The sequence below is a fragment of the Bradyrhizobium sp. P3_C3 genome (assembly GCF_056402655.1).
On sequence record NZ_JBFUGY010000010.1, the window covers coordinates 111,996 to 134,741 of the forward strand.

The 22,746-nt window shown below is 66.5% G+C and carries 15 protein-coding genes and 1 pseudogene; 4 read left to right on the forward strand and 12 right to left on the reverse strand.

The annotated features are described in order from the left end of the window. Window positions 1-25 precede the first annotated feature (25 nt). Both AC1DW2_RS13950 and AC1DW2_RS13955 read left to right on the forward strand, forming a co-directional pair. Window positions 26-766, forward strand: a complete 741-nt coding sequence (locus AC1DW2_RS13950) for a metallophosphoesterase family protein (protein WP_477006348.1) — start codon at window positions 26-28, stop codon at window positions 764-766. A 154-nt stretch (window positions 767-920) separates the two neighbouring features. Next, a complete protein-coding gene (locus AC1DW2_RS13955; protein WP_477006349.1) occupies window positions 921-1,349 on the forward strand; it encodes an SRPBCC family protein in 429 nt (142 codons plus the stop codon). A gap of 74 nt (window positions 1,350-1,423) precedes the next feature. Here the strand turns inward: AC1DW2_RS13955 and trxA are convergent, their stop codons facing one another. From trxA to ubiE, 11 genes are all read right to left on the reverse strand, one after another. Then, a complete protein-coding gene (gene trxA / locus AC1DW2_RS13960; protein ID WP_007598398.1) occupies window positions 1,424-1,744 on the reverse strand; it encodes a thioredoxin in 321 nt (106 codons plus the stop codon). Window positions 1,745-1,811: 67 nt separating this feature from the next. Further along, complete coding sequence (gene addA, locus AC1DW2_RS13965; RefSeq protein ID WP_477006350.1) at window positions 1,812-5,321, reverse strand: double-strand break repair helicase AddA; 3,510 nt, start codon at window positions 5,319-5,321, stop codon at window positions 1,812-1,814. Further along, window positions 5,315-8,461 (reverse strand): double-strand break repair protein AddB, encoded by a 3,147-nt coding sequence (gene addB / locus AC1DW2_RS13970; RefSeq protein ID WP_477006351.1) that lies wholly within the window; start codon window positions 8,459-8,461, stop codon window positions 5,315-5,317. Before addB ends, addA begins: the two co-directional genes overlap by 7 nt. A 242-nt stretch (window positions 8,462-8,703) precedes the next feature. Continuing rightward, the gene (locus AC1DW2_RS13975) at window positions 8,704-9,426 is read right to left on the reverse strand and encodes a nucleotidyltransferase family protein (protein WP_247306100.1); all 723 of its coding nucleotides are present in this window, start codon (window positions 9,424-9,426) and stop codon (window positions 8,704-8,706) included. Window positions 9,427-9,581: 155 nt separating this feature from the next. Then, the gene (locus AC1DW2_RS13980) at window positions 9,582-9,899 is read right to left on the reverse strand and encodes a PilZ domain-containing protein (protein ID WP_014490931.1); all 318 of its coding nucleotides are present in this window, start codon (window positions 9,897-9,899) and stop codon (window positions 9,582-9,584) included. Window positions 9,900-9,988: 89 nt separating this feature from the next. Next, window positions 9,989-11,569, reverse strand: a complete 1,581-nt coding sequence (gene tsaE / locus AC1DW2_RS13985) for a tRNA (adenosine(37)-N6)-threonylcarbamoyltransferase complex ATPase subunit type 1 TsaE (protein WP_477006352.1) — start codon at window positions 11,567-11,569, stop codon at window positions 9,989-9,991. After that, on the reverse strand, window positions 11,566-14,070 hold the full coding sequence (locus tag AC1DW2_RS13990; RefSeq protein WP_477006353.1) for a sensor histidine kinase: 2,505 nt from the start codon (window positions 14,068-14,070) through the stop codon (window positions 11,566-11,568). The genes tsaE and AC1DW2_RS13990 overlap by 4 nt, the downstream gene beginning before the upstream one ends. Before the next feature lie 189 nt (window positions 14,071-14,259). Continuing rightward, complete coding sequence (dut, locus tag AC1DW2_RS13995; RefSeq protein ID WP_477006354.1) at window positions 14,260-14,718, reverse strand: dUTP diphosphatase; 459 nt, start codon at window positions 14,716-14,718, stop codon at window positions 14,260-14,262. After that, window positions 14,715-16,166: a bifunctional phosphopantothenoylcysteine decarboxylase/phosphopantothenate--cysteine ligase CoaBC gene (gene coaBC / locus AC1DW2_RS14000; protein WP_477006355.1), complete on the reverse strand. Its 1,452-nt coding sequence runs from the start codon at window positions 16,164-16,166 to the stop codon at window positions 14,715-14,717. The genes dut and coaBC overlap by 4 nt, the downstream gene beginning before the upstream one ends. A 57-nt stretch (window positions 16,167-16,223) precedes the next feature. After that, on the reverse strand, window positions 16,224-17,798 hold the full coding sequence (gene ubiB, locus AC1DW2_RS14005) for a 2-polyprenylphenol 6-hydroxylase (RefSeq protein WP_085405033.1): 1,575 nt from the start codon (window positions 17,796-17,798) through the stop codon (window positions 16,224-16,226). Further along, window positions 17,795-18,556, reverse strand: coding sequence for a bifunctional demethylmenaquinone methyltransferase/2-methoxy-6-polyprenyl-1,4-benzoquinol methylase UbiE (gene ubiE / locus AC1DW2_RS14010; RefSeq protein ID WP_085405034.1), 762 nt, complete (start codon window positions 18,554-18,556; stop codon window positions 17,795-17,797). The genes ubiB and ubiE overlap by 4 nt, the downstream gene beginning before the upstream one ends. 81 nt (window positions 18,557-18,637) lie before the next feature. Between ubiE and mutM the strand changes: the two genes are divergently transcribed. Continuing rightward, window positions 18,638-19,537, forward strand: coding sequence for a bifunctional DNA-formamidopyrimidine glycosylase/DNA-(apurinic or apyrimidinic site) lyase (mutM, locus tag AC1DW2_RS14015; protein ID WP_063980156.1), 900 nt, complete (start codon window positions 18,638-18,640; stop codon window positions 19,535-19,537). A 248-nt stretch (window positions 19,538-19,785) separates the two neighbouring features. On the opposite strand, the pseudogene AC1DW2_RS14020 reads toward mutM, so the two are convergent. Further along, a pseudogene (locus AC1DW2_RS14020) lies at window positions 19,786-20,531 on the reverse strand (nucleotide-binding protein). Window positions 20,532-20,775: 244 nt separating this feature from the next. Between AC1DW2_RS14020 and ggt the strand changes: the two are divergent. Beyond that, a complete protein-coding gene (gene ggt / locus AC1DW2_RS14025) occupies window positions 20,776-22,455 on the forward strand; it encodes a gamma-glutamyltransferase (RefSeq protein WP_477006356.1) in 1,680 nt (559 codons plus the stop codon). Window positions 22,456-22,746 lie beyond the last annotated feature (291 nt).

Sequence of the window (22,746 nt, forward strand, 5' to 3'; positions counted from 1 at the left end):
CTCCATCCGGGCTACAGGAATCTCAATGCGTTTTGCCGCGATTGCCGACGTCCACGGAAACCATCTCGCGCTGGAGGCGGTGCTTGCCGACATTCGCGCGCAGGGCATCGCCGACATCGTCAATCTCGGCGACATGCTGAGCGGCCCGCTCGATGCGCGCCGGACCATCGAGATCCTGATGCAGCTCGACGCCGTGCACGTGCTCGGCAATCACGACCGCTACCTGCTCGACCGCCCGCCGGAAAAGATGGGATCGTGGGATCGTCCCGCCTACGAAGCGCTCAATGCCGCGCAACTCGACTGGCTGCGCGCACAGCCGATGACGCGGGTGTTTCGCGAGCAGGTTTTCCTCTGTCACGCGACGCCTGATGACGACGAAGTCTATTGGCTCGATACCGTGCATCCCGACGGCACGGTGGCGCTATCGCCGCTCGACCGCATCGAGCAGTTCGCGCAAGGCATCACCCAATCGCTGATCCTCTGCGCGCACACGCATCTCGCCCGCGCGGTCCGGCTGCGCGACAGCCGGCTGATCGTCAATCCCGGCAGCGTCGGCAGCCCCGGCTATCGCGACGTGCATCCATTCCCGCATGTCGTCGAAGCCGGTACGCCGCACGCGCGCTATGCGATCCTTGAGCTCGTTGACGGTGTTTGGCAGGTGACGTTCCGCCAGATCGCTTACGACCATGAGCCGATGGCCGCGCTCGCGCGCCGCAACAATCAGCCGGAACTGGCAAATGCGCTGGCGACGGGCTGGATCGAGTAGACGGCTCTGTAGCCCGGATGGAGCGAAGCGCAATCCGGGAATCTTGCCATAAGCGACGGCCGCCCCGGATTACGCTGCGCTCCATCCGGGCTACGGTTGGACTTCTTGAGAAGTGCACTCATTGTCGGCGTACATAACAAAGAGGGAGCGCGCCATGGATGACGGAGATGTCTGGCGACACGAATATGCTATCGAGACGTCCGCAACCGCAGGGACGATCTGGAGCATCTTCCGCGATGTGCCCGGTTGGAAAACCTGGAACGCAGGTATCGAGCAGATCGACATTGACGGGCCATTTGCGGCCGGGACCTGGTTCACGATGAAGCCTCCCGGCGAGGAGGCGCTGCGCTCGCAGCTGATCGAGGTCCGCGAGAACGCGTGCTTCATCGACGAAACGCGGGTCGGCGATCTCGTCATCAAGGTTGCCCATCGCATCGAATCCCTTGGGGCAGGGCGCACGCGGATCGTTTACGCCGTTGACGCGCGAGGGCCCCAAGCGTCCGAGATTGGTCCGGCTGTCGCGTCGGACTTTCCCGATGTTCTCGCCAGTCTCGCCAAACTCGCCGAAACGAGATCGGCGTGATTGCCGTCGAGCAAAAATAAAACGGCCGGCATGTTGCCGGCCGTTGAAGAATTCTCAGTTACACGCGAAGCGGATCAGACCGCAGAGGTGATCCACTGCTGAAGCTTCGCCTTCGGCGCTGCGCCGACCTGGCGGGAGGCCATCTCGCCGCCCTTGAAGATCATCAGCGTCGGGATCGACATCACGCCGTATTTCGACGCGGTCTTCGGGCTCTCGTCGACGTTGAGCTTCACGATCTTAACCTTGTCGCCCATCGCGCCGGCGATCTCGTCAAGCGCAGGTGCGATCATGCGGCAGGGGCCGCACCATTCGGCCCAGAAATCGACGACCACGGGGCCGTTCGCCTTGAGCACTTCGGCTTCGAAATCGGTGTCGGAAACCTTGCCAACGGCCATTGGAGTACCTCACTCGGTTGAAAGAATCGGCGCGGATGGGAATCGCGCCTGGGATCATGGCGTCAACCTATGAACGGCCCCTTGCCGGGTCAAGGACGCTCACGCCGACATGAAGGGATGCCAGCGCCGCGTCCAGCGCGGGGGCTGAAATCTCCATATATTCAAGGGCCTCGGTCCAGAGCAGGACGGCCCTGATCGGCTTTTGGGGATAGAGCCGCGCCAGCACCGCCCGGTACAGCGCAAGCTGCCGGACATAGGCGGCGGGCGCCTCCGCGGCGCTTTTGGGCGCCGCCTGGTTGGTTTTGAAATCGACGATCAGAACCTCATCCGGACGGACGACCAGCCGGTCAATCTGCCCCGACACCAGCGCTGGCGGCCGCCCCGGCCGGTCCAATCGGCCGACGATCGAGACCTCGGCACGGCTGCCGGCGGCAAACACCGGGGCAAAGCGTGGTTCGGCGATCAGGGCGAGAACCTTGTCGGCCAGCGCGGTCCGGTCGGCCTCCGTCCAGTCGGGCGCGTTGCGCGCCATGAAGCCAAGCGCGGCCTCGCGCCGGCGCTCGGGGGCGATGTCGGGGAGGGATTGCAGCAGCCGGTGCACCAGCGTGCCGCGCTGCAGCGCCACCGCGCGCGACTGCACCGATTCGCCTGACCGCACGCTACGGCCGTCCTCGGCCGACTGGCCGGAGGGGCGCACTGGATCGTCATCGACGCTCTCGTGCGGTAACGGCATCCGCAGCCAGTCCGGCAATGCGATCGATTGATCCACCGCCATCGCAGGCGTGCCGAGCGCCCCGACATCCTCCGACCGGGCGAATCGGGTCACCTTGCCGAGCGGCGTCTCGATCGTCTGCTTGTCCAGGCCCGAGCCGGTGAGCCCGGTGTCGATGAGGTCATACCAGCTCAGCTTGCGGACCGTCTTCATGTTGCCGGGCATGCAGCCGCCGACGATCAGCCGATCGGCCGCGCGCGTCATCGCGACATAGAGCAGGCGGCGATACTCGTCCTCGGTCTCCTCGATCATGGCCTTGCGTGCGTCGGCGACGGGCTTGGGATCATCGGCCTTGCGCCCGGCCCAGACCACGACTTCGCCGCCATTGCCGTGCGGCACGTGGATCAGCCGGACCCGCTGCGAATCCGCGGGCGATGATGTCGTGTCGACCATGAACACGACAGAGGCCTCCAGGCCCTTGGCGCCGTGCACCGTCATCACCCGCACCTCGTCGCGCGAGATCTCCATGTCGCGCTTCACCTCGGTGTCGGCCGAGCGCAGCCAGGCCATGAAACCCTGCAGCGAGGCCGGTGCCTTGCGCTCGTAATTCAGCGCCAGCTCCAGGAACTCGTCGAGCGCGTCGTTGGCCTCATGGCCGAGCCGGCGCAGGATCCGCGCGCGCCCGCCGTCGCCGCCGAGCAGCCAGGCGTAGAAGGCGAACGGAGTCTCGTCGCGCGACCGCGCCTCGCAGGCTTCAAGCCGCCGCAGCGCCGTGGCGAACGTCTCGCTTGTGGCGGCATGCTCGCCAAGCGCGCGGCGCAGCGATCCCTTGCGGCCCCAGGCGAGCTGGAACAGATCGTCGTCATCGAGCCCGAACAGAGGGCTCTTCAGCGCAACCGCGAGCGCGAGATCGTCCTGCGGCAGTAGTAGCGCATCCGCAAGATTCATCAGGTCGATGATCGCGATGTGCTCGGTCAGCTTCAGCCGGTCGGCGCCGGCGACCGGAACGTTGGCGTGCTTCAGCGCCTGGATCACGGCGTCGAAGGCATTGCCGCGCCGGCGCACCAGGATCAGCATGTCGCCATAGCGCAGGGGGCGGCGCTCGCCTTCGTGTCCCGTCAGCGTGCCGCTCTCGACCAGTTGCTTGATCTCGGTCTGGATGCGGCGGGCGAGCTTCACCTCGGGGCTGGTGGCGGCGACGCCATCGAACGGCGCGCGCCAGCCCTCGATCTCCTGCCTGTCATCAGGCTCGGCGAGATCCCACAGCTCGATCACGCTCGGGCCCGCATCGGCGAGCGCATTGTGCAGGGGATGGCCGATCTCGACCGAATGGATGCTCTTGTAGATCTGGGGCTCGCGGAAGACGTGGTCGACCGAGTGCAGGATCGCCGCGCCCGAGCGGAACGAATAGGTGAAGGCGACCGGATCGAATTTCAGCCCGGCGGCGGTAAACTTGCGGTGCAGTTCGCGCCGGCGCGCGTCGAATTCTCGGGGTTGGGCGCCCTGAAAGGAGAAGATCGACTGCTTCTCGTCGCCGACGGCAAAGACGGTGCGGTTCAACCCTTCGCGCGCGCCTTCGCCCGCGGTGAACTCGGAAATGATGTGCGCGACGATGTCCCACTGCCGCGGGCTCGTGTCCTGGGCTTCGTCGATCAGGACGTGATCGACGCCGCGGTCGAGCTTGTAATGCACCCAGCCTGAAGAGACGCGGTTCAGCATCGCCAGCGTCTTGTCGATGAGGTCGTCGTAGTCGAGCAGCCCGCGCTCCTGCTTCTCACGGCGGTAGTTTGCGGCGGCCGCGGTCGCGATGTGCAGCAGGGCCGCGGTGCGGTCACGCATGGTCACCGCGCGGCGCTTCTCGATCAATCCGCCGAGGCGCTGCCCCTCGTTCTCGAACAGGCGGGCGACGGATGGGTTGTGATCGCCAAACTTCTTCGTCAGCACCGCCTTGCGCGGCAGCTTTTCGTCGGTGAGGAAGACGCCGAGATAGGCATCGACCTGTGCGGCACCGGAAAACACCTTGGCCTCGCGGAAACGAGCGGCCTGGCTCTTGTCGGAAGAGGTGCCGTCTTCCAGTGCGAAGGCGATGTCATCCCAGCGCGACCGCGGCAGGAACGGACCGTCGAGAATTTCCGTCTCGACGTCCTCGATGCGATCGCTCGCCTCCACGCCCAGCACCGCCGCCATCTGCTCAGCAGCTGCCCCGGCGTTGCCGGCCTCGTCGGTCCAGGCCATGAAATGATCGCGGCTGAGACAGGCCTCGCGCACGACTTCCTTGAAAGTGACGTCGGCCGCACTCGCCATAGCGGTGAGCAGCGCGCGGCCGGTGACGGTCTCCGGATCGCGCGCGGCCTCGAGCAGCACCTTCAGATTGGCGCGCTCCATCATGTCGGTCTGGTCGCGCTCGTCGATCACGGCGAAGCGCGCCGGCACGTTGGCCTCGAACGGAAACTGTTGGAGCAGACGGGTACAGAGCGCGTGGATGGTCTGCACCTTCAGCCCGCCCGGTGTCTCCAGCGCGCAGGCAAACAGCTTTCGCGCTTCGCGGCGCAGTTTTCGATCGGGATGTGGGATGCCGACCGACTTAATCGCCGCGTCGAGCGCGTTGTCGTCCAGCGTGACCCAATGGCCAAGCGTCGTGAACACGCGCTCGGCCATGTTGGCGGCGGCGGCCTTGGTGAAGGTGATGCAGAGGATCTTTTCCGGCGGCACACCCGACAGCAGCAGGCGGATCACCCGCTGCACCAGCACATGGGTCTTGCCCGAGCCGGCATTGGCCGACACGAACGCCGACGCAGTCGGATCGGACGCGCGCGCCTGCCGCGCACGCACCTCGTCGGGAATGGGACGCGGCAGCTTCACCATTCCTCGATCCCCAAACCGCCGGCCGCGGACCATTCCTTGATGCGGGCGAGGTCGTCATAGGTGCCGTAGCGGTTGGTCCACATCGGCAGGTTCAGCGAGGTGTACGCCTGATTCTCGTCTTCGAAGGCGCGGATCAGCGCCTCGAGCTTGGCCCGTGCTTCGGCGGCGGCCGTATCCGGCGGCTGCGGCTCGTCGCCCTGCCTATACTTGAGCTCGAGGATGCGCTCCTCGCCGGGTGGATTGTTGCCGCTCAGGCGCACATAGACGAGCTGGCTGACGGACGAACCCGCGTCGATGTCAGGGAATCCGCCCTCGCGCAGGATCGCCGCTTCCAGCGTGAGCTGCGGCGACAGGCCCATGCGGACCTGCTTGCCGGTCGGCGGCTGCCCGGTCTTGTAGTCGAGGATGGCATAGCTGCCGCCCTGGCGCCGCTCGATGCGGTCGGCGCGGGCGGAGAGCTGGAAGCTGCGGTCGTGGTCGAGCCGGATCGAGATCTCGCCACGCGTCTCCGCGGTGATCGACTCGATCGCGTCGCGGCGTGCCGTCTCCCATTCGCCAAACCAGCGCGCGATGCGCTGGAAGCGCGGCCACCACAGTGCCCGCGCCTCGGGACGCTCCATCAGCGGCGCAAAATACTTTTCGCCGATCGCGCGCAGCACGCGCGCGGGATCGTCGGGCAGGCGCGTGGCGTAGCTCTCCGTGAATTCGCCGAGCGCATCGTGGATCGCCGAGCCGCGGTCGGCGGCCGACAGCGGCATGTCGACGGGGTCGAGCGCGTCGAGCCGCAAAATGTGCTTTGCGTAGATCGTGTAGGGATCACGCAGCCAGTCCTCGATCGCGGTGACCGACATCTTCAGCGGTCGCGTCGCGCGCGGCGGCCGCGGTTCGGGCTGCTTGACCGGCCTGACCTCGGCGGGCTGATCGAGCGCGCCCGCGAACTGCACGTATTTCTCGCCGGCGCGAATCGCCGTCTTCCAGAGCTGGTCGCCTGCGACCGCCTCCAGCCGATGCAGGAAGCGCGAGGCAACCGCCGGCGCGCCGCCGGTCTTGGCGGAATGGGTGAGGATCACCTCGTCGCCGCCGAGCAGTTGCGCGAAGTCGTGTGCGGAGAGGCCGATGCGGCGTTCCGGCAGATCGAGGCCAAGCTCGTGCCGCATCGGCCGGCTGAGCCAGGGATCGATGCGCGGCGCCGGCGGCCAGACGCCTTCGATCAGGCCGCCGATGATGATCCGGTCGGCCTGCATCAGGCGCGATTCCAGCGGGCCGTAGATCTGCAGCCGCGCGCCGGGTCTGTCCCGCCGCCGCACGGCCCGGTCGCTGAACGCGGTCTGGAAGACGTCGGCATAGTCAGGCAGCGTCACCATCAACCCGCTGGTGGTGCCGCCGCGCAGGAGGTCGTCGAAAGCGGCTGCGAGCGCCAGGCCCTCGCGCTCCTCGAAAGCGAGCGGGATGCCCTGCTCGTCGCGCGACAGTTCGATCATGATCTCGCGATGCCGGTGCGCGAGCTCGGCGAAGTCGTACGGTTTCGATGACGCGAGACTCTCGATCGGCGCCAACGCTTGTCGCAGGGCATCGATCAGCGCCTGGATGCGATCGAGGTCCTCTGCCTTCAGACGCGCACGTGGCTCCGCGTGGTGGAGCGCAGAGACCTCCTTGCGCCACAGCTTTGCCAGCTCCTCGCGGAAACGATTGAATTCGCGCAGCAGGCCCGCGGTGCCCGCAGGCGGCCGCGTGCCGCGCAGGACCGCAAGCTCAAGGCCCTCGATCGCCGCCTTCCATGCGCCAGGCAGCCGGCCAAGCCGGCACAGCGGATGCTTCAGCATCGCCAGCAGCGTCGGCGGCTCCAATCCCTTGGTCGCCGCTTCCGATGCCAGACGCGCAAAAACGCCGGCGGACGTTTCCATCAGCACGTCGCCGCCGGAATCGTCGAAGGCGAGATCCCATCGCGTCAGCGCGGCCATCACCCGCCGCGCCAGCGCGCGGTCCGGCGTCACCAGCGCCGCTGATTTGTCGAGATGGCGCGCCTCGCGCATCGCAATGGCGATCGCAAGCGCTTCCATTTCAGGATTGGGGGCTTCGACGACCGCGAGATTCGTCATGCCGCCCACGATCTTCGCGGCGACATCAGGCTGCTTCAGCCGGTCGTGCCAGACTTCCGTCTTGGCCGATGGCCGCATCGATTCCGATGCGAGCAGATCGCGGCCGCCTTCCGCCGGCGGCTGGAGGATGTCGACGTCGCTGCGCTTGATGCCGAAGCGATCCAGCAGCGCGTGCATGGCATATTGCGGATGGTTCGACGCCGGATGCTCGGCGAACTTGCCGAGCGAATCGCGCACGCCGCCGATGCTGCGCCAGGCGTCGTCGTCGAGGTCGGTGTCGAGGCCGGGCAGCACCACGGCGCCATGCGGCAGCGCGGCGACCGCATGCAGGAATTTTGCGGTGGCCGGCATCGAGCCGGTGGAGCCGGCGGCGATCACCGGACCATAGGAATGCGCGGTCAACCGCCTGGCTTCCGCCGCGATCAGGAGGTCGCGCCGCGCCGCGGGCTCGATCCGGTTGATCTCGGCGAGATGGCCGGGCCACGCGATGCGCGCGATCCGCAAAAATTCGAGCGAGTGCTGCCAGTAGCGGTCGAGCATGTCGGGCACGAGGCCGTCGAGCGCGCTCCAGTCGACGCCGCGCGTCACCATGTCGTCGATCAGGCGCGCGAGGTCGCCGGCCAGCGCCAGCGTCGAGGCGGGGCCGCCGACCACCAGCGGGGACAGCACCGGGCCCTTGGCCCAGGCGGCGACGAGCTGCGCCAGCGTCAGCCGCCGTTCCAGCTCGCCAAGCCGCGGCGGAATGTCGAGCGGCGCTGCGCCGGAGAACTGCTCGCCCTCGTCGGCGAAAGCGAGCTCGTCCTCGTCGATGTCGCCGAGCGCGACGATGCGGGGCAGGACCACCGCATCGGCCGCCATCTCATCGAGAAAGATCTCGCGCACGACGCGCATGGCGCGCCTTGTCGGCAGGTACAGCGTGGCATCCGCAAGCCGCGCCGGTTCCTTGCGCGCCTCGAATCCGTCGACCAGCCGGCCGTCGAGCAGGCTCGAGACGACCGTGCGCAGGAACGGAACTGAGATGGGAACGCTGAAAACGCGCATGGGCTGCCTGATTCGGGAATCAGGCGCCAATATAGGGAGGCGGATTCAAATGGATATGGGTGGAGGGGAGATAGTCCCCGCTGTTCGCCATCCACCGCTCTCGTGCCCGGACGCAACGCGGCATGAAATGACGCGTTGCTGAGCCGGGGCCTATGCTGCTTGGTCGAATTTGTGAGCTTGCTGGGTCCCGGCTCTGCGGAGCGGCACTTCGCGCCGCACCGCGTCCGGGACACGAGAGCGGCTTACGCCACGCTCTCCAGAAACGCCTCTTCCGCCGCATGCACGGCATCGGGCGTGCCGACATGCATCCAGACGCCGTCGAGGCGGAGGCCGAACAGCCGCTCCTGCTCGTTGGCGCGGTCGAACATCTTGGTCAGCGAGAACTCGCCCTGCGGCGCATCGGCGAAGATCGAGGGCGACAGGATCGCCGCGCCGGCATAGACGAACGGAACGACCTCTTTTTCCTTGCGCTTGCGCAGGGCGCCGTCGGGCAGCATGCCGTAATCGCCGCGGCCGCTATAGCCGATGCTGGTCGCGGTCGGCGCCATCAAGAGCAGGATGTCCATGCGCTCAGGGTCGAAGTTTTCCGCAAGCCGCGCCAGGTTTGAGCGCACGCCGTCGATCCACAGCGTGTCGGAATTGACATGGAAGAACGGCGCGTCGCCGAGCAGCGGCAGCGCCTTGACCACGCCACCGCCGGTGCCGAGCACCTGGTCGCGCTCGTCCGAGATGGTCACGCGCGGATGCTGGCGGGATGCGGTGTGGTTGATGATCTGGTCCGGCAGATAGTGCACATTGACGATCGCTTCGGTCACGCCGGCGTCGCCGAGCTTGTCGAGCACATGGTCCAGCAGCGGCTGGCCGGCCACCGGCACGAGCGGCTTCGGCATCTTCTCCGTCAACGGACGCATGCGCAGCCCGAACCCCGCGGCGAGCACCATGGCTTTGGTCGGCTTGACGGACATCGTTCGCTTTCTCAGACTCGTCTTTCCCGGAATCCTGGACTTGAGAACTTTTGAAGTTCGCGTACGCAGCAATCCTAACACGGACCGCAATTGGCCGCACCGCGTCTTAACCGCCTTAACCACCTGCCGTGACGGTTGTACGACGGGTGTGGCCGTCACGCCCCAACGGATGTGGAACGCGCCTTCTTCTTCTTGTCGCCGAGCTTGAGGAAATTGACGCCGATCTGGTCGCCATTGACCCACGCCAGCTCACAGCGCCGGTACGCAAGTCCGGTGGACGACAGCAGGAGAAAAAATTCCTTCAGATGCAGGCCTTCGACCGAGCCGTCGATGGTCAGCTTGGCGCCGCTCTCGGAGACGTCCTCCATGGTGCACTCGCGCCGCCAGGTGCCGTCGATCCCCATCATCTGGGCCGGTATCCCGCGCTCGAATACAACCCGGCTGTTGCCACGATGGTCCGTCTTGACCGCCATCTGCCCTTGCTCCAGCCCCGTCCTTGTCCGGCTGCCTGCGGGCGATGATACCGATGCGATGGCTAACAGGCGGTAAATCGGGCCGCGAATCAGGCTTGGGGCTGCTCTTCAGGCTGCTCTTGAGGCTGCTCTTCGGACGGTTCTTGGGACGCCCCCTGGGGCGGCGGGACGTTGGCGAGATACCAGTCGCGCAGGTGAGCCAGCGCGGGATGTGCCAGCGAGCGCTGGAGGTAGGTCCAGATCCGCGGCTGGTGGCGAAGATAATGCGGCTTACCGTCGCGGCGGTTGAGGCGGGCGAAGGTGCCGAGCAGGCGCGTGTTCCGCTGCGCCGACATGATGGCGTAGAGCTCGGCGAAGCCGGCCGGATCGAAGCTCGCATCGGCCGTGCGCCGCGCCTTGATGTAGCGCGACAGCAGTGTCAGCTCGAGCGTCTCAGGGACGTCGATACGCGCGTCCTGCAGCAGCGACACTACGTCATAGGAGTGCGGCCCGAGCACGGTGTCTTGGAAGTCGATCACGCCGACACGCGCCATGCCAGTACGATCGGCGAGCCAGATCAGATTGGGCGAGTGGTAGTCGCGGATGATCCAGGTTTTTGGCGCGGCCAGCGGCTTCTTCAGCAGCTCGCGCCACATCGCGAAGAATTCCGCGCGCTTCTCGTCGCTCAGTGGCGCGTTGCGATCGGGCAGATACCATTCCGGCATCAACCCGATCTCGATCAGCAGCGCCTCGGTGTCGAAGGCAGGAATGGTGTAGGTCTGATCCGCCAGCCGCAGCGTCTCCGGCAACGTCTTGCTGTGCAGCACGGCCAGCACGTCGGTCGCAGCTTCGTAACGTTCGGCGATCGGGCGCGGCGGATCGCCTTCGATCACGCCGTCGCTGCCGAAATCCTCGGAAATCAGGAAGCCGTGGTCGAGATCGTAATGGTGGATCGCGGGCGCTGAGACTCCCGCCACGCGCAGGCCTTCGTCGACGGCAACGAACGGCTTGATGTTCTCGGCAAGATGCACCGCCGCGCTGTAGGATTTTCCATTGTACATCGCAGCGCCATCAGGCCGCTGCGGAAAGTTCATGAGGATGACGATCTCGTCGTTACGCAGCAGCCGCGCATAGGAGCGGGTCGAGGCATCGCCGGCCATGTGCTTGCGCGTTGCATCCATGTAGCCGGATGCCTCGAGGAATTCCCGTAGCGCCTTCAGCCGTGCGACTTGTGCGGCGGCCTTGCCGTAACCGGTGATGTCGGCGGCGCGTGCATTCGAGCCCAGCGCCGGCCGGTGCGTCAGCGCGATGTCGATGCGGTCTTGCGGCATCGCCGACGGTGCGCGTTCCGGCCATTCGATCAGGACGAGCGTGGCATCGGGAAGCGGCGACAGGCCGATCTCCTCGAGCTCGCTCTCGTCCTCGACGCGGTAGAGATCGGCATGCATCACCGGAAACGGCGGCAGCTCGTAGCCCTGCACCAGCGTGAAGGTCGGGCTCGGGACTTCCAGCGCCTCGTCGCCGGCGAGATAGCGGATCATGGCGCGCGCAGCCGCAGTCTTGCCCGCGCCGAGATCGCCGGTGAGGGTGATGACGTCGCCGGGGCCGACCAGCAGCGCGAGGTCGGCCATCAATTGTGCGGTGGCCGTCTCGTTGACAAGCGCGACGGAGAATGTGGTCGGTTCCGTCATTCGGCGGCGTCGCGATGCGCCGCCTGGTCGGTCGGGAAGTCGCAGATCACGACCGTGCCCCTGCCCACGATCGAATCCACCCGCACCTTGCCGCCATGCAGCTCGACGAAGGAGCGCACCAGCGACAGGCCGAGCCCGGCGCCGCGGTGACGCGACCCCTGCGAGCGGCTTTCGAACCAGTTGAACACCTTGTCCTTCATGTCGGCAGGTATTCCAGGCCCGGAATCTGTCACAGTGAAGACCACGCTGCGTTCGGTGCGGCGTGCGCTGATGCCGACGGTGGAATCCTGTGGAGAAAACCCGACGGCGTTGGCGAGGAGGTTATAGAGCACCTGCACCACGCGTTTCTCGTCGCCGACGAAGCTGCCGATATCCGGCGCGATCTCGACCTTGAGGCGGATGCGGTCGGTGGCGAGGCGGTCCTGGATGCCCTCGGCGGCGAGCTCGATGGCCTTGCTGACGTCGACCGGGCCGAGTTCCAGCTTCATGGCGCCGGCGTCGATCGTGGCGAGATCCAGGATGTTGTTGGTCAGCGCCAGCAGGGCGTTGGTCGATTTGGTGACGTAGTCGAGATATTCTGCCTGTTTCGGCGTCAGCGGCCCGGTCGAGGGATCGCTGAGGAAATGCGCGAAGCCGATGATGGTGGTGAGCGGCGAGCGCAGCTCGTAGGAGACGTGGTGGACGAAATCCACCTTCATCTGGTCGGCGGCCTCCAGCGCCTCGTTGCGCTCGCGCAGCGCACGCTCGACATTCTCGGTGTCGGTGATGTCCTGGAACGTCAGCATGGTCGCGCCGTCATGCAGCGGACGGATCATGCCGTCGAGCACGCTGCCGTCCTTGCGCTCCAGCTTCAGCGGCACGTCGGCGCGGCTCTCGATCGAGGTGACGGCCTCGCGGATCTGCCGCCAGACGTGCGGGTCGTCGAACAGCTGATGGCACCAGCCTTCGACCGTCTGGATGTGCGGCTCGTCGCGCATGGCGTCGCTCGATAGCTTCCACATCCGGACGAAGGCGGGGTTGAACAGCTGCGCCCTGCCGTTGCTGCCGAACACCGCGACGCCCTCGGCGAGGCTGTCCAGCGTCTCGCGCTGGACGCGGATCATGCCGTCGAAGCGGCGGGCGAGCTCGAGGCTTTCGGTGACGTCGTCGAACAGATAGGTGACGCCGCCTTCCGGATTCGGCGTGGTGACGACGGAGAGCGCGCGGCCGTCGGGCAGGTACCAGGTGTCCTTGGCGGCCTCGACCGCGCGATAGGCCTCGTGCAGCTTGGCCTTCCAGGCGCGGAAGTCCGGCTGCTCCGGCAGCTTGCGCGCTGCGCGGAGCTGGTCGAGCACGCTGGAATCGTCGGGATTGGCGTCGAGGAAGATGCGGTCGAGGTCCCACAGCCGGCGATAGGAATCGTTGTAGAAGGCGAGCCGGCGCTGGCCGTCGAACACGGCAACGCCCGAGGAGAGCTGGTCGAGCGTGCGCCGATGCGCCTCCGCCATCCGCACCAGCGCCGAGCTCAGCGCATCCGCCTCGCTGGCATCGATGGCGACGCCGACATTGCCGCTGCCGACATTGACCGCGCGGACGTCGTAGATGCGCCGCTCGCCGCCGATCACGATCGGCAGCCGCGAGGTGAAACTGGCCGCGTCCTTCAGGCCCCGCTCCATCGCGGTCCGGTCGGCACTGTCGAGCAGCTCGAGCTTGCGCTGCTGGGCGTCGGTGACGCTGCTTGCCTCGGTCGCGCGCACATAGGCCGGATTGGCGTAGCTCAGCGCGCCGTTCTCGGCCTTGGCCCAGATCGGCCAGGGTGCCGCGGCGGCAAAGCCGCGCAGCATCTCGGTCTCGTCGGCGAGGGCTTTGTAACGCAGATTGGTCTCGGCCAGATCGCGCCGGAGACCGGAGAGTTCGCGAATCCTGACAATGGCCTGGCCGCCGATGGCGCGGCCGATGGCCTCCAGCGTGTGGCCGTGCGCGGTGGTCAGCGTCAGCTGGAACCCGTCGCCACGGTCACGCAGCGCATCGACCGCGTGATCCATTTGAAGCGCGGGTTCCGGCGGCAGCCATGTTCCGAACGCGAGGACGCGCTGGGGCGAGGAATCGCGCGGCAGCACCATGGAGATGTCGCCGGAAATCTGCGCGCGGTTGTCGCCGGCCGGCCAGGAGATCAGGATCTGCGGCTCGGCGAACAGCAACGCGCCGAAGCGGTCGGACTGGAGTTGCAGTTCCCCGATCCGTGCGCGCAGCCGCGCCTCGTTGTTCGCCGTGCGCACGCGCGTGCGCATCAACAGGATCGCGGCCACGACCGAGAAGCCGAGCAGCGCGAGCGCGGTGGCCAGCACCGCGAGTTCCTGCCGGTTGAAGTCCAGCATTATGGAAAGTGTGTCGACGAGGTCGGCAGCCTCAGCCGGCGCAGCCGGCAGCAGCGCCGCGAGAGCGCCTCCCAACAAGCCGTTGCGCGCCAACGATGTGCACGACAGCAGCGTCCGACGCATCGACACGATCACGCCTGACATAGTTGCCCCAGATCGCACGAATTTGCGCGCGGCGACCCCCGTCGCGCGCGAATCAAACGACAATACCCCCACCGTGACTCCAGCGGTAAGAGTCCAGATCGTGAACGCAAAGGCGGTCCCACAAAAATGCCGGGCGCGCTGTTCCCGTTTCACGCAGTTCTGCGGTGATTCGGCTGGAGTTGCCGTGCGTTAGCGGCCGGTCGAGCCGAAGCCGCCGGCGCCCCGATCGGTCGCGGACAATGTCACCACGGGAACCAGCGCGGCCTGCACCACCGGGGCGATCACCATCTGCGCGATGCGCTCGCCGCGATTGACCACGAAGGGCGCCGCGCCGTGGTTGATCAGGATCACCTTGATCTCGCCGCGATAGTCCGCATCGATCGTGCCGGGCGAGTTCAGCACGGTGACGCCGTGCTTGGCGGCGAGGCCCGAGCGCGGCCGTACCTGCGCCTCGTGGCCGGGCGGCAGCGCGATCGCGAGGCCCGTCGGCACCAGCGCATATTGGCCGGGGGCGAGCATCATCGGCTCGCTGTCGGGAACTGCAGCCATCAGGTCGAGGCCGGCGGCTTCGGAGGTCTGGTAGGCCGGCAGCGGAAGGCCTTCGGCGTGGGCCAGTTGCTGCAGTTCGACCGTGACTTTCGTGCTCAAGATGCCGGCTCCCGGGATTTGTCGGTCACGCTCTTTGCGACATGCGCGACCAGCTCGATGGCGACCTGTTCCTTGGTCATCACCGGCCAGGAATCAACTGCGATCTCGCCGTCCTCCTCACCATTCTTGCGACTGATCAGATGCACGGTGTTGCGGTCGCCGCCCATCACGCCGGTTGCCGGCGAGACGTCATTGGCGACAATCCAGTCGCAGCCCTTGCGGGCCAGCTTGGACTTCGCGTTGTCGATGAGGTGCTCGGTCTCGGCGGCAAAGCCGATCACCAGCGGCGGGCGCCGGTCGGTCAGCTTCGAGATCGTGGCGAGGATGTCGGGATTCTCGACCAGCTGAAGCGGCGGCATGCCAGCCGAGGTCTTCTTCAGCTTCTGCTCGCCCTCACTGGCGACCCGCCAGTCGGCGACCGCGGCCGCGAAGATCGCGATGTCGGCGGGAAGCGCCGCCTGCACCTGCTCCAGCATCTGCCGGGCCGATTCCACGCGCTTCACCGTTACGCCCGGGGGATCGCCGAGACCGACCGGGCCGCTGACCAAGATCACCTCGGCACCCGCAGCTTGCGCGGCGGCGGCGATGGCAAAGCCCTGCTTGCCGGACGAGCGGTTGGCGATGTAGCGCACCGGGTCGATCGGCTCGTGGGTGGGACCCGCGGTGATCAGCACGCGCTTGCCGGCGAGCGGGCGCGGCACCGGCGGCCGCAGCAGCCGCTCGGCGGCGGTGGCGATCTCGATCGCTTCAGACATGCGGCCGATTCCGGCTTCGCCCGCTTCAGCCATCTCGCCGGAATTCGGGCCGATCAGCACCGCCCCGTCGCGCTGGAGCTGCGTGACGTTGCGCCGCGTCGCGGCATTGTTCCACATCAGCGGATTCATCGCCGGCGCCAGCAGGACCTTGCGGTTGGTCGCGAGCAGGATGGCGCTGGCGAGATCGTCGGCATGGCCATTGGCCATCTTCGCCAGGAGATCGGCGGTCGCGGGCGCGACGACGATCAGGTCGCAGTCGCGCGCCAGGCGAATGTGCCCGGCGTCGAACTCGCTCTGGGGGTCGAACAGGTCAGTGTAGACGCGCTCATGCGACAGCGCGCTGACAGCCAGCGGCGTGACGAATTGCTGCGCCGCCTTGGTCAGTACGCAACGGACCTCGATCCGGCGCTCCTTGAGCCGGCGGATCAGGTCGAGCGACTTATAGGCTGCGATCCCGCCGCCGATGATCAGGGTGACGCTGGCCTCGGGAAGGGCGCCGGTCCGCTGCGGCGCGGGGGCGGTGGATTGGGCCGGCGGCAGCGCAAACGGCGTCAGCGGCTCCTCGCGGCCCTCGATCAGCTCCCCGAGGATGACCCGGACCTCTTCCTCGACCGACCTGCGGTTCCTGGCCGAGCGAAGGCGCAAATAGGTTTTGACGCCCTCGTCGAGCTTGCGGATGGTCAGGCTTGCCATGACGCCCCTCCAGCACGGAATGATAGCGATGCTATCGTTTCCGTGATTGCAGTGCAATCACAGATTCCGGACGGCGATCAGGATTCCGATGAAGGTGGCGGCAATGATCCAGAGCGCCACGGTGCGCCAGCGGTTCTTGCGACCTTCGCTGCGGCCCATCGCGGCGATGCTCTCCGGCGACAGCCGGATGCCTTCCCGCGTCATGGTCTCGAGCTGCTCGAGCACCGCGACCGAGCGTTGCGCGATGTCGGGCAGGCGCATCAGCACGCGGGCGAGGTCGCTGCCGCCGGACAGCGCGCCCTGCACGCGGCCGAGCGGGCCGAGATTGCGCTCGATCCATTCGCGCACCACGGGGTCGGCAACCTTCCAGATGTCGAGCTTGGGATCGAAGGCGCGCGCCACGCCCTCGACCACCACCATGGTCTTCTGCAGCAGGATCAGCTCGGGCCGCGTCGTCATGTCGAACAGACCGGTGACCTCGAGCAGCAGCGTCAGCAGCCGCGCCATCGAGATCTCTTCCGCCGTGCGGTTGTGAATAGGCTCACCGATGGCGCGGATGGCTTGCGCGAAATTCTCGACCGAGTGGTGCGCCGGCACATAGCCCGCCTCGAAATGCACCTCGGCGACGCGGCGATAATCGCGCGTGATGAAGCCGAGCAGGATTTCGGCGAGGAAGCGCCGCTCCTTCATCCCGAGCCGGCCCATGATGCCGAAATCGACCGCGACCAGACGGCCGGCGTCATCGAGGAACAGATTGCCGGGATGCATGTCGGCGTGGAAGAAGCCGTCGCGCAGCGCGTGACGCAGAAAACTCTGGATCACCTTGCGGCCGAGATCGGGCAGGTCGACCTGCGCCTCTGCCAGGCGCTTGTGATCGTTCAGCGCGATGCCGTCGATCCACTCCATCGTCAGCACGTTGTGCGTGGTGCGGTCCCAATCGACGGTCGGCACACGAAAATCAGGATCGTCGCCCGTGTTCTCCGCCATCTCCGACATTGCAGCCGCTTCCAGCCGCAGGTCCATCTCCATCGCGACCGAGCGCGACATGGTGTTGATGACTTCGATCAGGCGCAAACGCCGCGCCTCGCTCGAATAGGTCTCGGCCTTGTGCGCGACGTAGAAGAAATCGGAGAGATCGCGGCGGAATCGCGAGGCCACGTTGGGCCGCAGCACTTTTACGGCGACCGGCTTGCGGATGCCGTCGCGCAAGACTTCGCCGCGATGCACCTGCGCGATCGAGGCTGCCGCGACCGGCGGGCCGAGGCTCGCGAATACGTCCTTGAGCGGACGCTCCAGCGAGCTCGCGATCGCGGCTTCCGCTTCGGCTTGCGAAAACGGCGGCAAGCGATCCTGGAGGCTTTCCAGATCACGCGCCATGACGACGCCGACGACGTCGGGACGCGTGGCCAGAAACTGCCCGAGCTTGAGATAGGCTGGGCCCATCCGGGTCAGCGCGCGCGTCAGCCGTGGTCCGTGCTTTGGACCGCGCCGTTCGACGAGGCGCGCAAGCTTCAGCGCGAGTTGCCCTGGCGGCGGCACTAGGGTCGGATCGACGGAACCGAACACGCCCTCGCGCGCAAACACGAACGCGGCGCGGATCAGGCGCGAAATGTGGGTAATGGAAGAAATCACAAACGCCAGCCCGAATGCAGTGCGACGATGCCGCCGGACAACGTCTGCCAGCTGACGCGGGCGAAGCCGGCGTCGCGGATCATGTCGGCGAAGGCGTTGGGTTTCGGAAACTTGCGGATCGATTCGACGAGATACTGGTAGGACTCGGCGTCGCCCGTGACCATGCGGCCGAGCGGCGGGATCACCTTGAACGAGAACAGGTCATAGATCCGGTCGAGCCCGGGCATCTCGACGGTGGAGAATTCCAGGCACAGGAAGCGGCTGCCGGGCTTGAGCACGCGATAGGCCTCGCGCAGCGCCAGGTCGATCCGCGGCACGTTGCGAATGCCGAAAGCGATCGTATATGCGTCAAAGCTGCGGTCGGCGAAGGCGAGCGCTTCGGCATTGCCCTCGACGAAATCGACCTGGGTCTCGAGATGCCGCTTCGCGGCACGCTCGCGGCCCACGGCCAGCATCTCGGCGTTGATGTCGCACACCGTGGCATGGAAGCCGGGACCTGCCGCCTTGGCAGCGCGGAACGAGATGTCGCCGGTGCCGCCGGCAACGTCGAGCAGCGCGAACGGCCGGTCACCCCGCGGCGGGTTGAGCGCGGTGATCATGATGTCCTTCCAGACCCGGTGCAGGCCACCGGACATCAGGTCGTTCATCAAGTCATAGCGCGACGCCACGCTGTGAAACACATCGTTCACCAGCGTCTGCTTGTCCCCCAGGGGAACGTCCCTGAAGCCAAAATGCGTGGTTTCGCCCGGCCGATCCATTACTCTACTCCACTGGGCGGACCATAGCGCGGCCGCCGCAATGGCGCTATCACACCGCCCTCATAAGGTGAATGCCTGACCATGCCTGAATTGCCCGAAGTCGAGACCGTCCGCCGCGGCCTTCAGCCCGTCATGGAGGGTGCGAAAATCCTCGTCGCGGAGGCCCGCAGGCCGGATCTGCGCTTTCCCTTCCAGCCCGATTTCGTGGCCCGGCTCCAGGGGCAGGTCGTCACGGGGCTTGGCCGCCGTGCAAAATATCTCATGGCCGATCTCGCCTCCGGCGACGTGCTGCTGATGCATCTGGGGATGTCGGGCTCGTTCCGCGTCATCAAGCCGGACAACGAGGCCGCGCCGGGCGAGTTTCACTACCCGCGGGCTAAGGACTCCACGCACGACCACGTGCTGTTTCGGATGTCGTCCGGCGCCGACATCGTGTTCAACGACCCGCGCCGCTTCGGTTACATGAAAGTGATCGCGCGCAACGCGCTTGAGGACGAGCCGCTGCTGCGCGATCTCGGCCCCGAGCCGCTCGGCAATGAATTCGACGCCGCGATGCTGGCGCGGTCGTGCGAGGGCAAGACGACGAGCCTGAAGGCCGCGCTGCTCGACCAGCGCGTGGTCGCCGGGCTCGGCAACATCTATGTCTGCGAAGCGCTGCATCGCTCGCATCTGTCGCCGCGCCGCATTGCTGCGACGCTCGCGACCAAGGGTCGCAAGGGTGTTGGCGGCGGCGAGCCGACCGATCACGCGAAGCGGTTGGTGAGTGCCATTCACACTGTGCTGAACGACGCGATCAAGGCCGGCGGATCGAGCTTGCGCGACCATCGCCAGACCTCGGGCGAGCTCGGCTATTTCCAGCATTCCTTCAAGGTCTATGACCGCGAGGGCGAGACCTGCAAGACGCCAGGGTGCGGCGGCACCGTGAAGCGATTCACCCAGAACGGGCGCTCCACCTTCTGGTGTCAGAAATGTCAGAAGTGACGTAGCACCGTAGCCCGGATGAAGCGAAGCGCAATCCGGGTCCAGCCTCTCCGCGGAGAGACTTTCCCGGATTTCGCTTCGCTTCATCCGGGCTACAAGAAGCCGCGCTTGCAATGACGGGTGGATGGAGCGTCCCAAAAACGCGAGGCGAAGCAATCCGGCCGGGCTGGTGGCCGGATTGGTTCGTCGCTTGGGCTCTTCAACCGGATAAGTGAAGAGGCCGCCTGTCGTCCGAGCGATCGCCCCGCTCAGGACGCCAGCGTCGTGGTCTCGTCCGCCGCGTGTTCGGCGGCGACGTGCAGCATCCCGTCCGCGACCGAGATGACCTGGTCGATCAGGACATTGGTCGTGGCTTCGAGCTCGAGCCGGGTCTCGATCCAGCGCCAGAGGCCGCGGATCTCGTCCGCCGACTTGCCGTTCGGCGCGAATTCGCTGACGGCGAGGCCGCTCGCGAGCGAGTCCTGGTGGTCATTGCGCATCACGATCAACGGGCGCGCGAGCACTTCGGCGAGATCGAGCGCGGCTTCCTCGGCGAGCGTGTTGGCGGCGTTGTCGATGCGCTGGCCGCGGATCGGCGCCTGGTTCAGCACGAAGCCGTAGGGCCGCTTCCAGGCGCGCGCGACGCTCAGCGTCGAGACGGTCGCCTCGATGTCGGCAACGCTCGGGCGAGCAGGAATCAGGCAGAGGTCGGCATGGCGGATCGCGGCGGTGGTCGCGGCGCTGAGGCCGGCTGCGGTGTCGACGATCGCGAGCTGCAAGCCGCTGTCGGCCAGCATCTTCAGGCGCGGCGCGATGTCGGCGGCGTGATAGATCGGCTCGACGACGAGATCGTCAGCGTGGCGGCGACGCAGCCAGTTGGACAGGGTACCCTGCGGGTCGGTTTCGATCAGGCGGACGGTGAGGCCGGCCTGCTTGGCCGCCAGCGCGCGAGGCCGATGGCAAGCGTGCTCTTGCCACTGCCACCCTTTTGGGTGGCCAGTACGATCGTGTGCATGGAAAGTTGAATCCTTTGGAATGCTTGGGTCTGTGGGGTAACGCCACGCGAACGTGCATCGCTTCTCGATGCTGAGCTCTACTCGCTCAGGACGTGCCCTGCCCGATCCAAAGGGGACCGCGGATGTCCGAATCAACGGTAACGATGATGGCAGAATCAGGAATGCCAGCTAACCCGTACCAATACTGGACCCGTAGTCGCGCGTATGATGTGCTTGCCGCCGTGAATAAAAGGGGCTGGCGGCATGGGCGGAAACTGGCGCGACCGGACGGCAACGATCTTTGAATGCCAGAAGATGCCGGCGGTCTCGAGCCGCGGCATGGTGGTCAGCAACCATCCGCTGGCCTCAAGCGCCGGCGCCGAGATGCTGGCCGCGGGCGGCAACGCCATCGACGCCGCGATCGCGACCCTGTTCACGCTGACCGTGGTCGAGCCGATGATGGTCGGCATCATCGGCGGCGGCATGGCGCATATACGTCTGGCTGACGGCAGCCACCGTTTCATCGACGGGCAGAGCACCGTGCCTGCGGCGGTGCGTGACACCAGCTATACCTCCGCGCCAGGCGCGGCGCATGACGTGTTCGACACCGTCGGCAACGAGAACCTCAACGGCCCGAAGGCGGTTGCCACGCCGGGCTCGCTGAAAGCCTGGTGCGAGACGCTGCGCCGGTTCGGCACCATGTCGCTTGGCGACGTGATGCAGCCCGCGATCAAGCATGCCGCGCGCGGCTATACGGCGACGCCATATTTGCACGAATGCATCAGCGAGAGCGCCGCCGAGATGCGCAAGGACAAGCCGATTGCGGCGATCTATTTGCCTGATGGCGAGCCGCTCAAGGTCGGCGAACGCGTGGTGCAGGCCGAATACGCCGAGACGCTCCGCACCATCGCCGACCACGGCGAGAAGGCCCTCTATGAGGGGCCGCTCGGTGACATCCTCGTCGACTACATGGAGAAAACCGGCGGCTTCATCCGCCGCAACGATCTCACCGGCTACAAGACCGTCGAACGGCAACCGATCCGCGCCGACTATCGTGGCTGGACCATCCTTGGCCCGCCGCCGCCCGCGGCCTCCGGCGTCCACATCGCGCAGATGCTGAACATTCTGGAGGGCTATGACATCGGAGGCCTCGGCTTCGGCACGCCAGAGACGATCCACTATCTCGCCGAAGTCCTGAAGATCGCCTTCGCCGATCGCGCCGCGGCCAGCGGCGATCCGGATTATGTCGGCGTCCCCGTGGAGCGGCTGACGTCGAAGGCCTATGCCGAGGAACGCCGCCGTGCGATCGATCCGGCGCGGGCGCAGGCCTGGGGCGCCGGCGTCTCGCAGCTCGAAGGCGCGCACACCACGCACATGACCGCGGCGGACGCGTTCGGCAACGTCGTCGCGACCACGCAGACCATCAACAATCTCTTTGGCGCCAAGATCATGATCCCGGGTCTCGGCGCCATCGCCAACAACTACATGAACCTGTTCGATCCGCGCCCCGGCCACGCGCTGTCGCTGGCGCCGGGCAAGCGCGTCACCACCTCGATGTCGCCGATGATGGCGCTGAGCGGCGGCAAGCTGCGCTATGCGCTCGGCCTGCCCGGGGGAAAACGCATCTTCCCCAGCGCGATGCAGGCGCTGGTCAATCTGATCGACCACGGCATGAGCCTGCAGGAAGCGGTCGAGGCGCCGCGCATCTGGACCGAAGGCAACGCGCTCGAAGTCGAGCAGAAGGTGCCGGAGGCCGTGCGCGCGAAGCTTGCGGGCCTCGGCCACAAGGTGCAGGCCGTTGCGACGGTGGCGGGCGGCATGAACGGCATTGCCTTCCACGACGACGGCAGCATGACCGGCGCCGCCTGCTGGCGCGCGGACGGCACGCCGGTCGGGATCTCTGGGGGGCTTGCGCGGAGCGGTGTCAGGTTCAGGTTGAGCTGACCGCGCATTCACAAGGACGGTGCGCTCGTACCTCTTGTGCAACTGACGTCGTCCAATCGCCGGCAGGTGTCGCGACCGCAAATCCAGCGGTTCGCGGTTTTCGAACCTCCGCGGTATTTTTCGGTGCGAGGCAGATGTCGCCTATGCGGCCCGATCCGCGCAGATGACGGCACAAGTTCGGCAATGTAGGGTGCGGAACACTGGCGGCAGGCTCGTCGATCAGCGTCTGAGTAAGGCTGTGCGTATGGGCGGCGATATAAGCGGCGACTTCCTGGCCGGCGGCGGCGAGAT

Bases quoted from the DNA above. Each gene is read 5' to 3' on its own strand.
- AC1DW2_RS13980 (WP_014490931.1), bottom strand. From the start codon at position 9,899: ATGGCGGTCAAGACGGACCATCGTGGCAACAGCCGGGTTGTATTCGAG.
- ubiE (WP_085405034.1), bottom strand. From the start codon at position 18,556: ATGGATCGGCCGGGCGAAACCACGCATTTTGGCTTCAGGGACGTTCCC.
- addB (WP_477006351.1), bottom strand. From the start codon at position 8,461: ATGCGCGTTTTCAGCGTTCCCATCTCAGTTCCGTTCCTGCGCACGGTC.
- AC1DW2_RS13950 (WP_477006348.1), top strand. From the start codon at position 26: ATGCGTTTTGCCGCGATTGCCGACGTCCACGGAAACCATCTCGCGCTG.
- tsaE (WP_477006352.1), bottom strand. From the start codon at position 11,569: ATGACGGAACCGACCACATTCTCCGTCGCGCTTGTCAACGAGACGGCC.
- coaBC (WP_477006355.1), bottom strand. From the start codon at position 16,166: ATGGCAAGCCTGACCATCCGCAAGCTCGACGAGGGCGTCAAAACCTAT.
- trxA (WP_007598398.1), bottom strand. From the start codon at position 1,744: ATGGCCGTTGGCAAGGTTTCCGACACCGATTTCGAAGCCGAAGTGCTC.
- AC1DW2_RS13975 (WP_247306100.1), bottom strand. From the start codon at position 9,426: ATGTCCGTCAAGCCGACCAAAGCCATGGTGCTCGCCGCGGGGTTCGGG.
- mutM (WP_063980156.1), top strand. From the start codon at position 18,638: ATGCCTGAATTGCCCGAAGTCGAGACCGTCCGCCGCGGCCTTCAGCCC.
- addA (WP_477006350.1), bottom strand. From the start codon at position 5,321: ATGGTGAAGCTGCCGCGTCCCATTCCCGACGAGGTGCGTGCGCGGCAG.
- AC1DW2_RS13955 (WP_477006349.1), top strand. From the start codon at position 921: ATGGATGACGGAGATGTCTGGCGACACGAATATGCTATCGAGACGTCC.
- ggt (WP_477006356.1), top strand. From the start codon at position 20,776: ATGGGCGGAAACTGGCGCGACCGGACGGCAACGATCTTTGAATGCCAG.
- AC1DW2_RS13990 (WP_477006353.1), bottom strand. From the start codon at position 14,070: ATGTCAGGCGTGATCGTGTCGATGCGTCGGACGCTGCTGTCGTGCACA.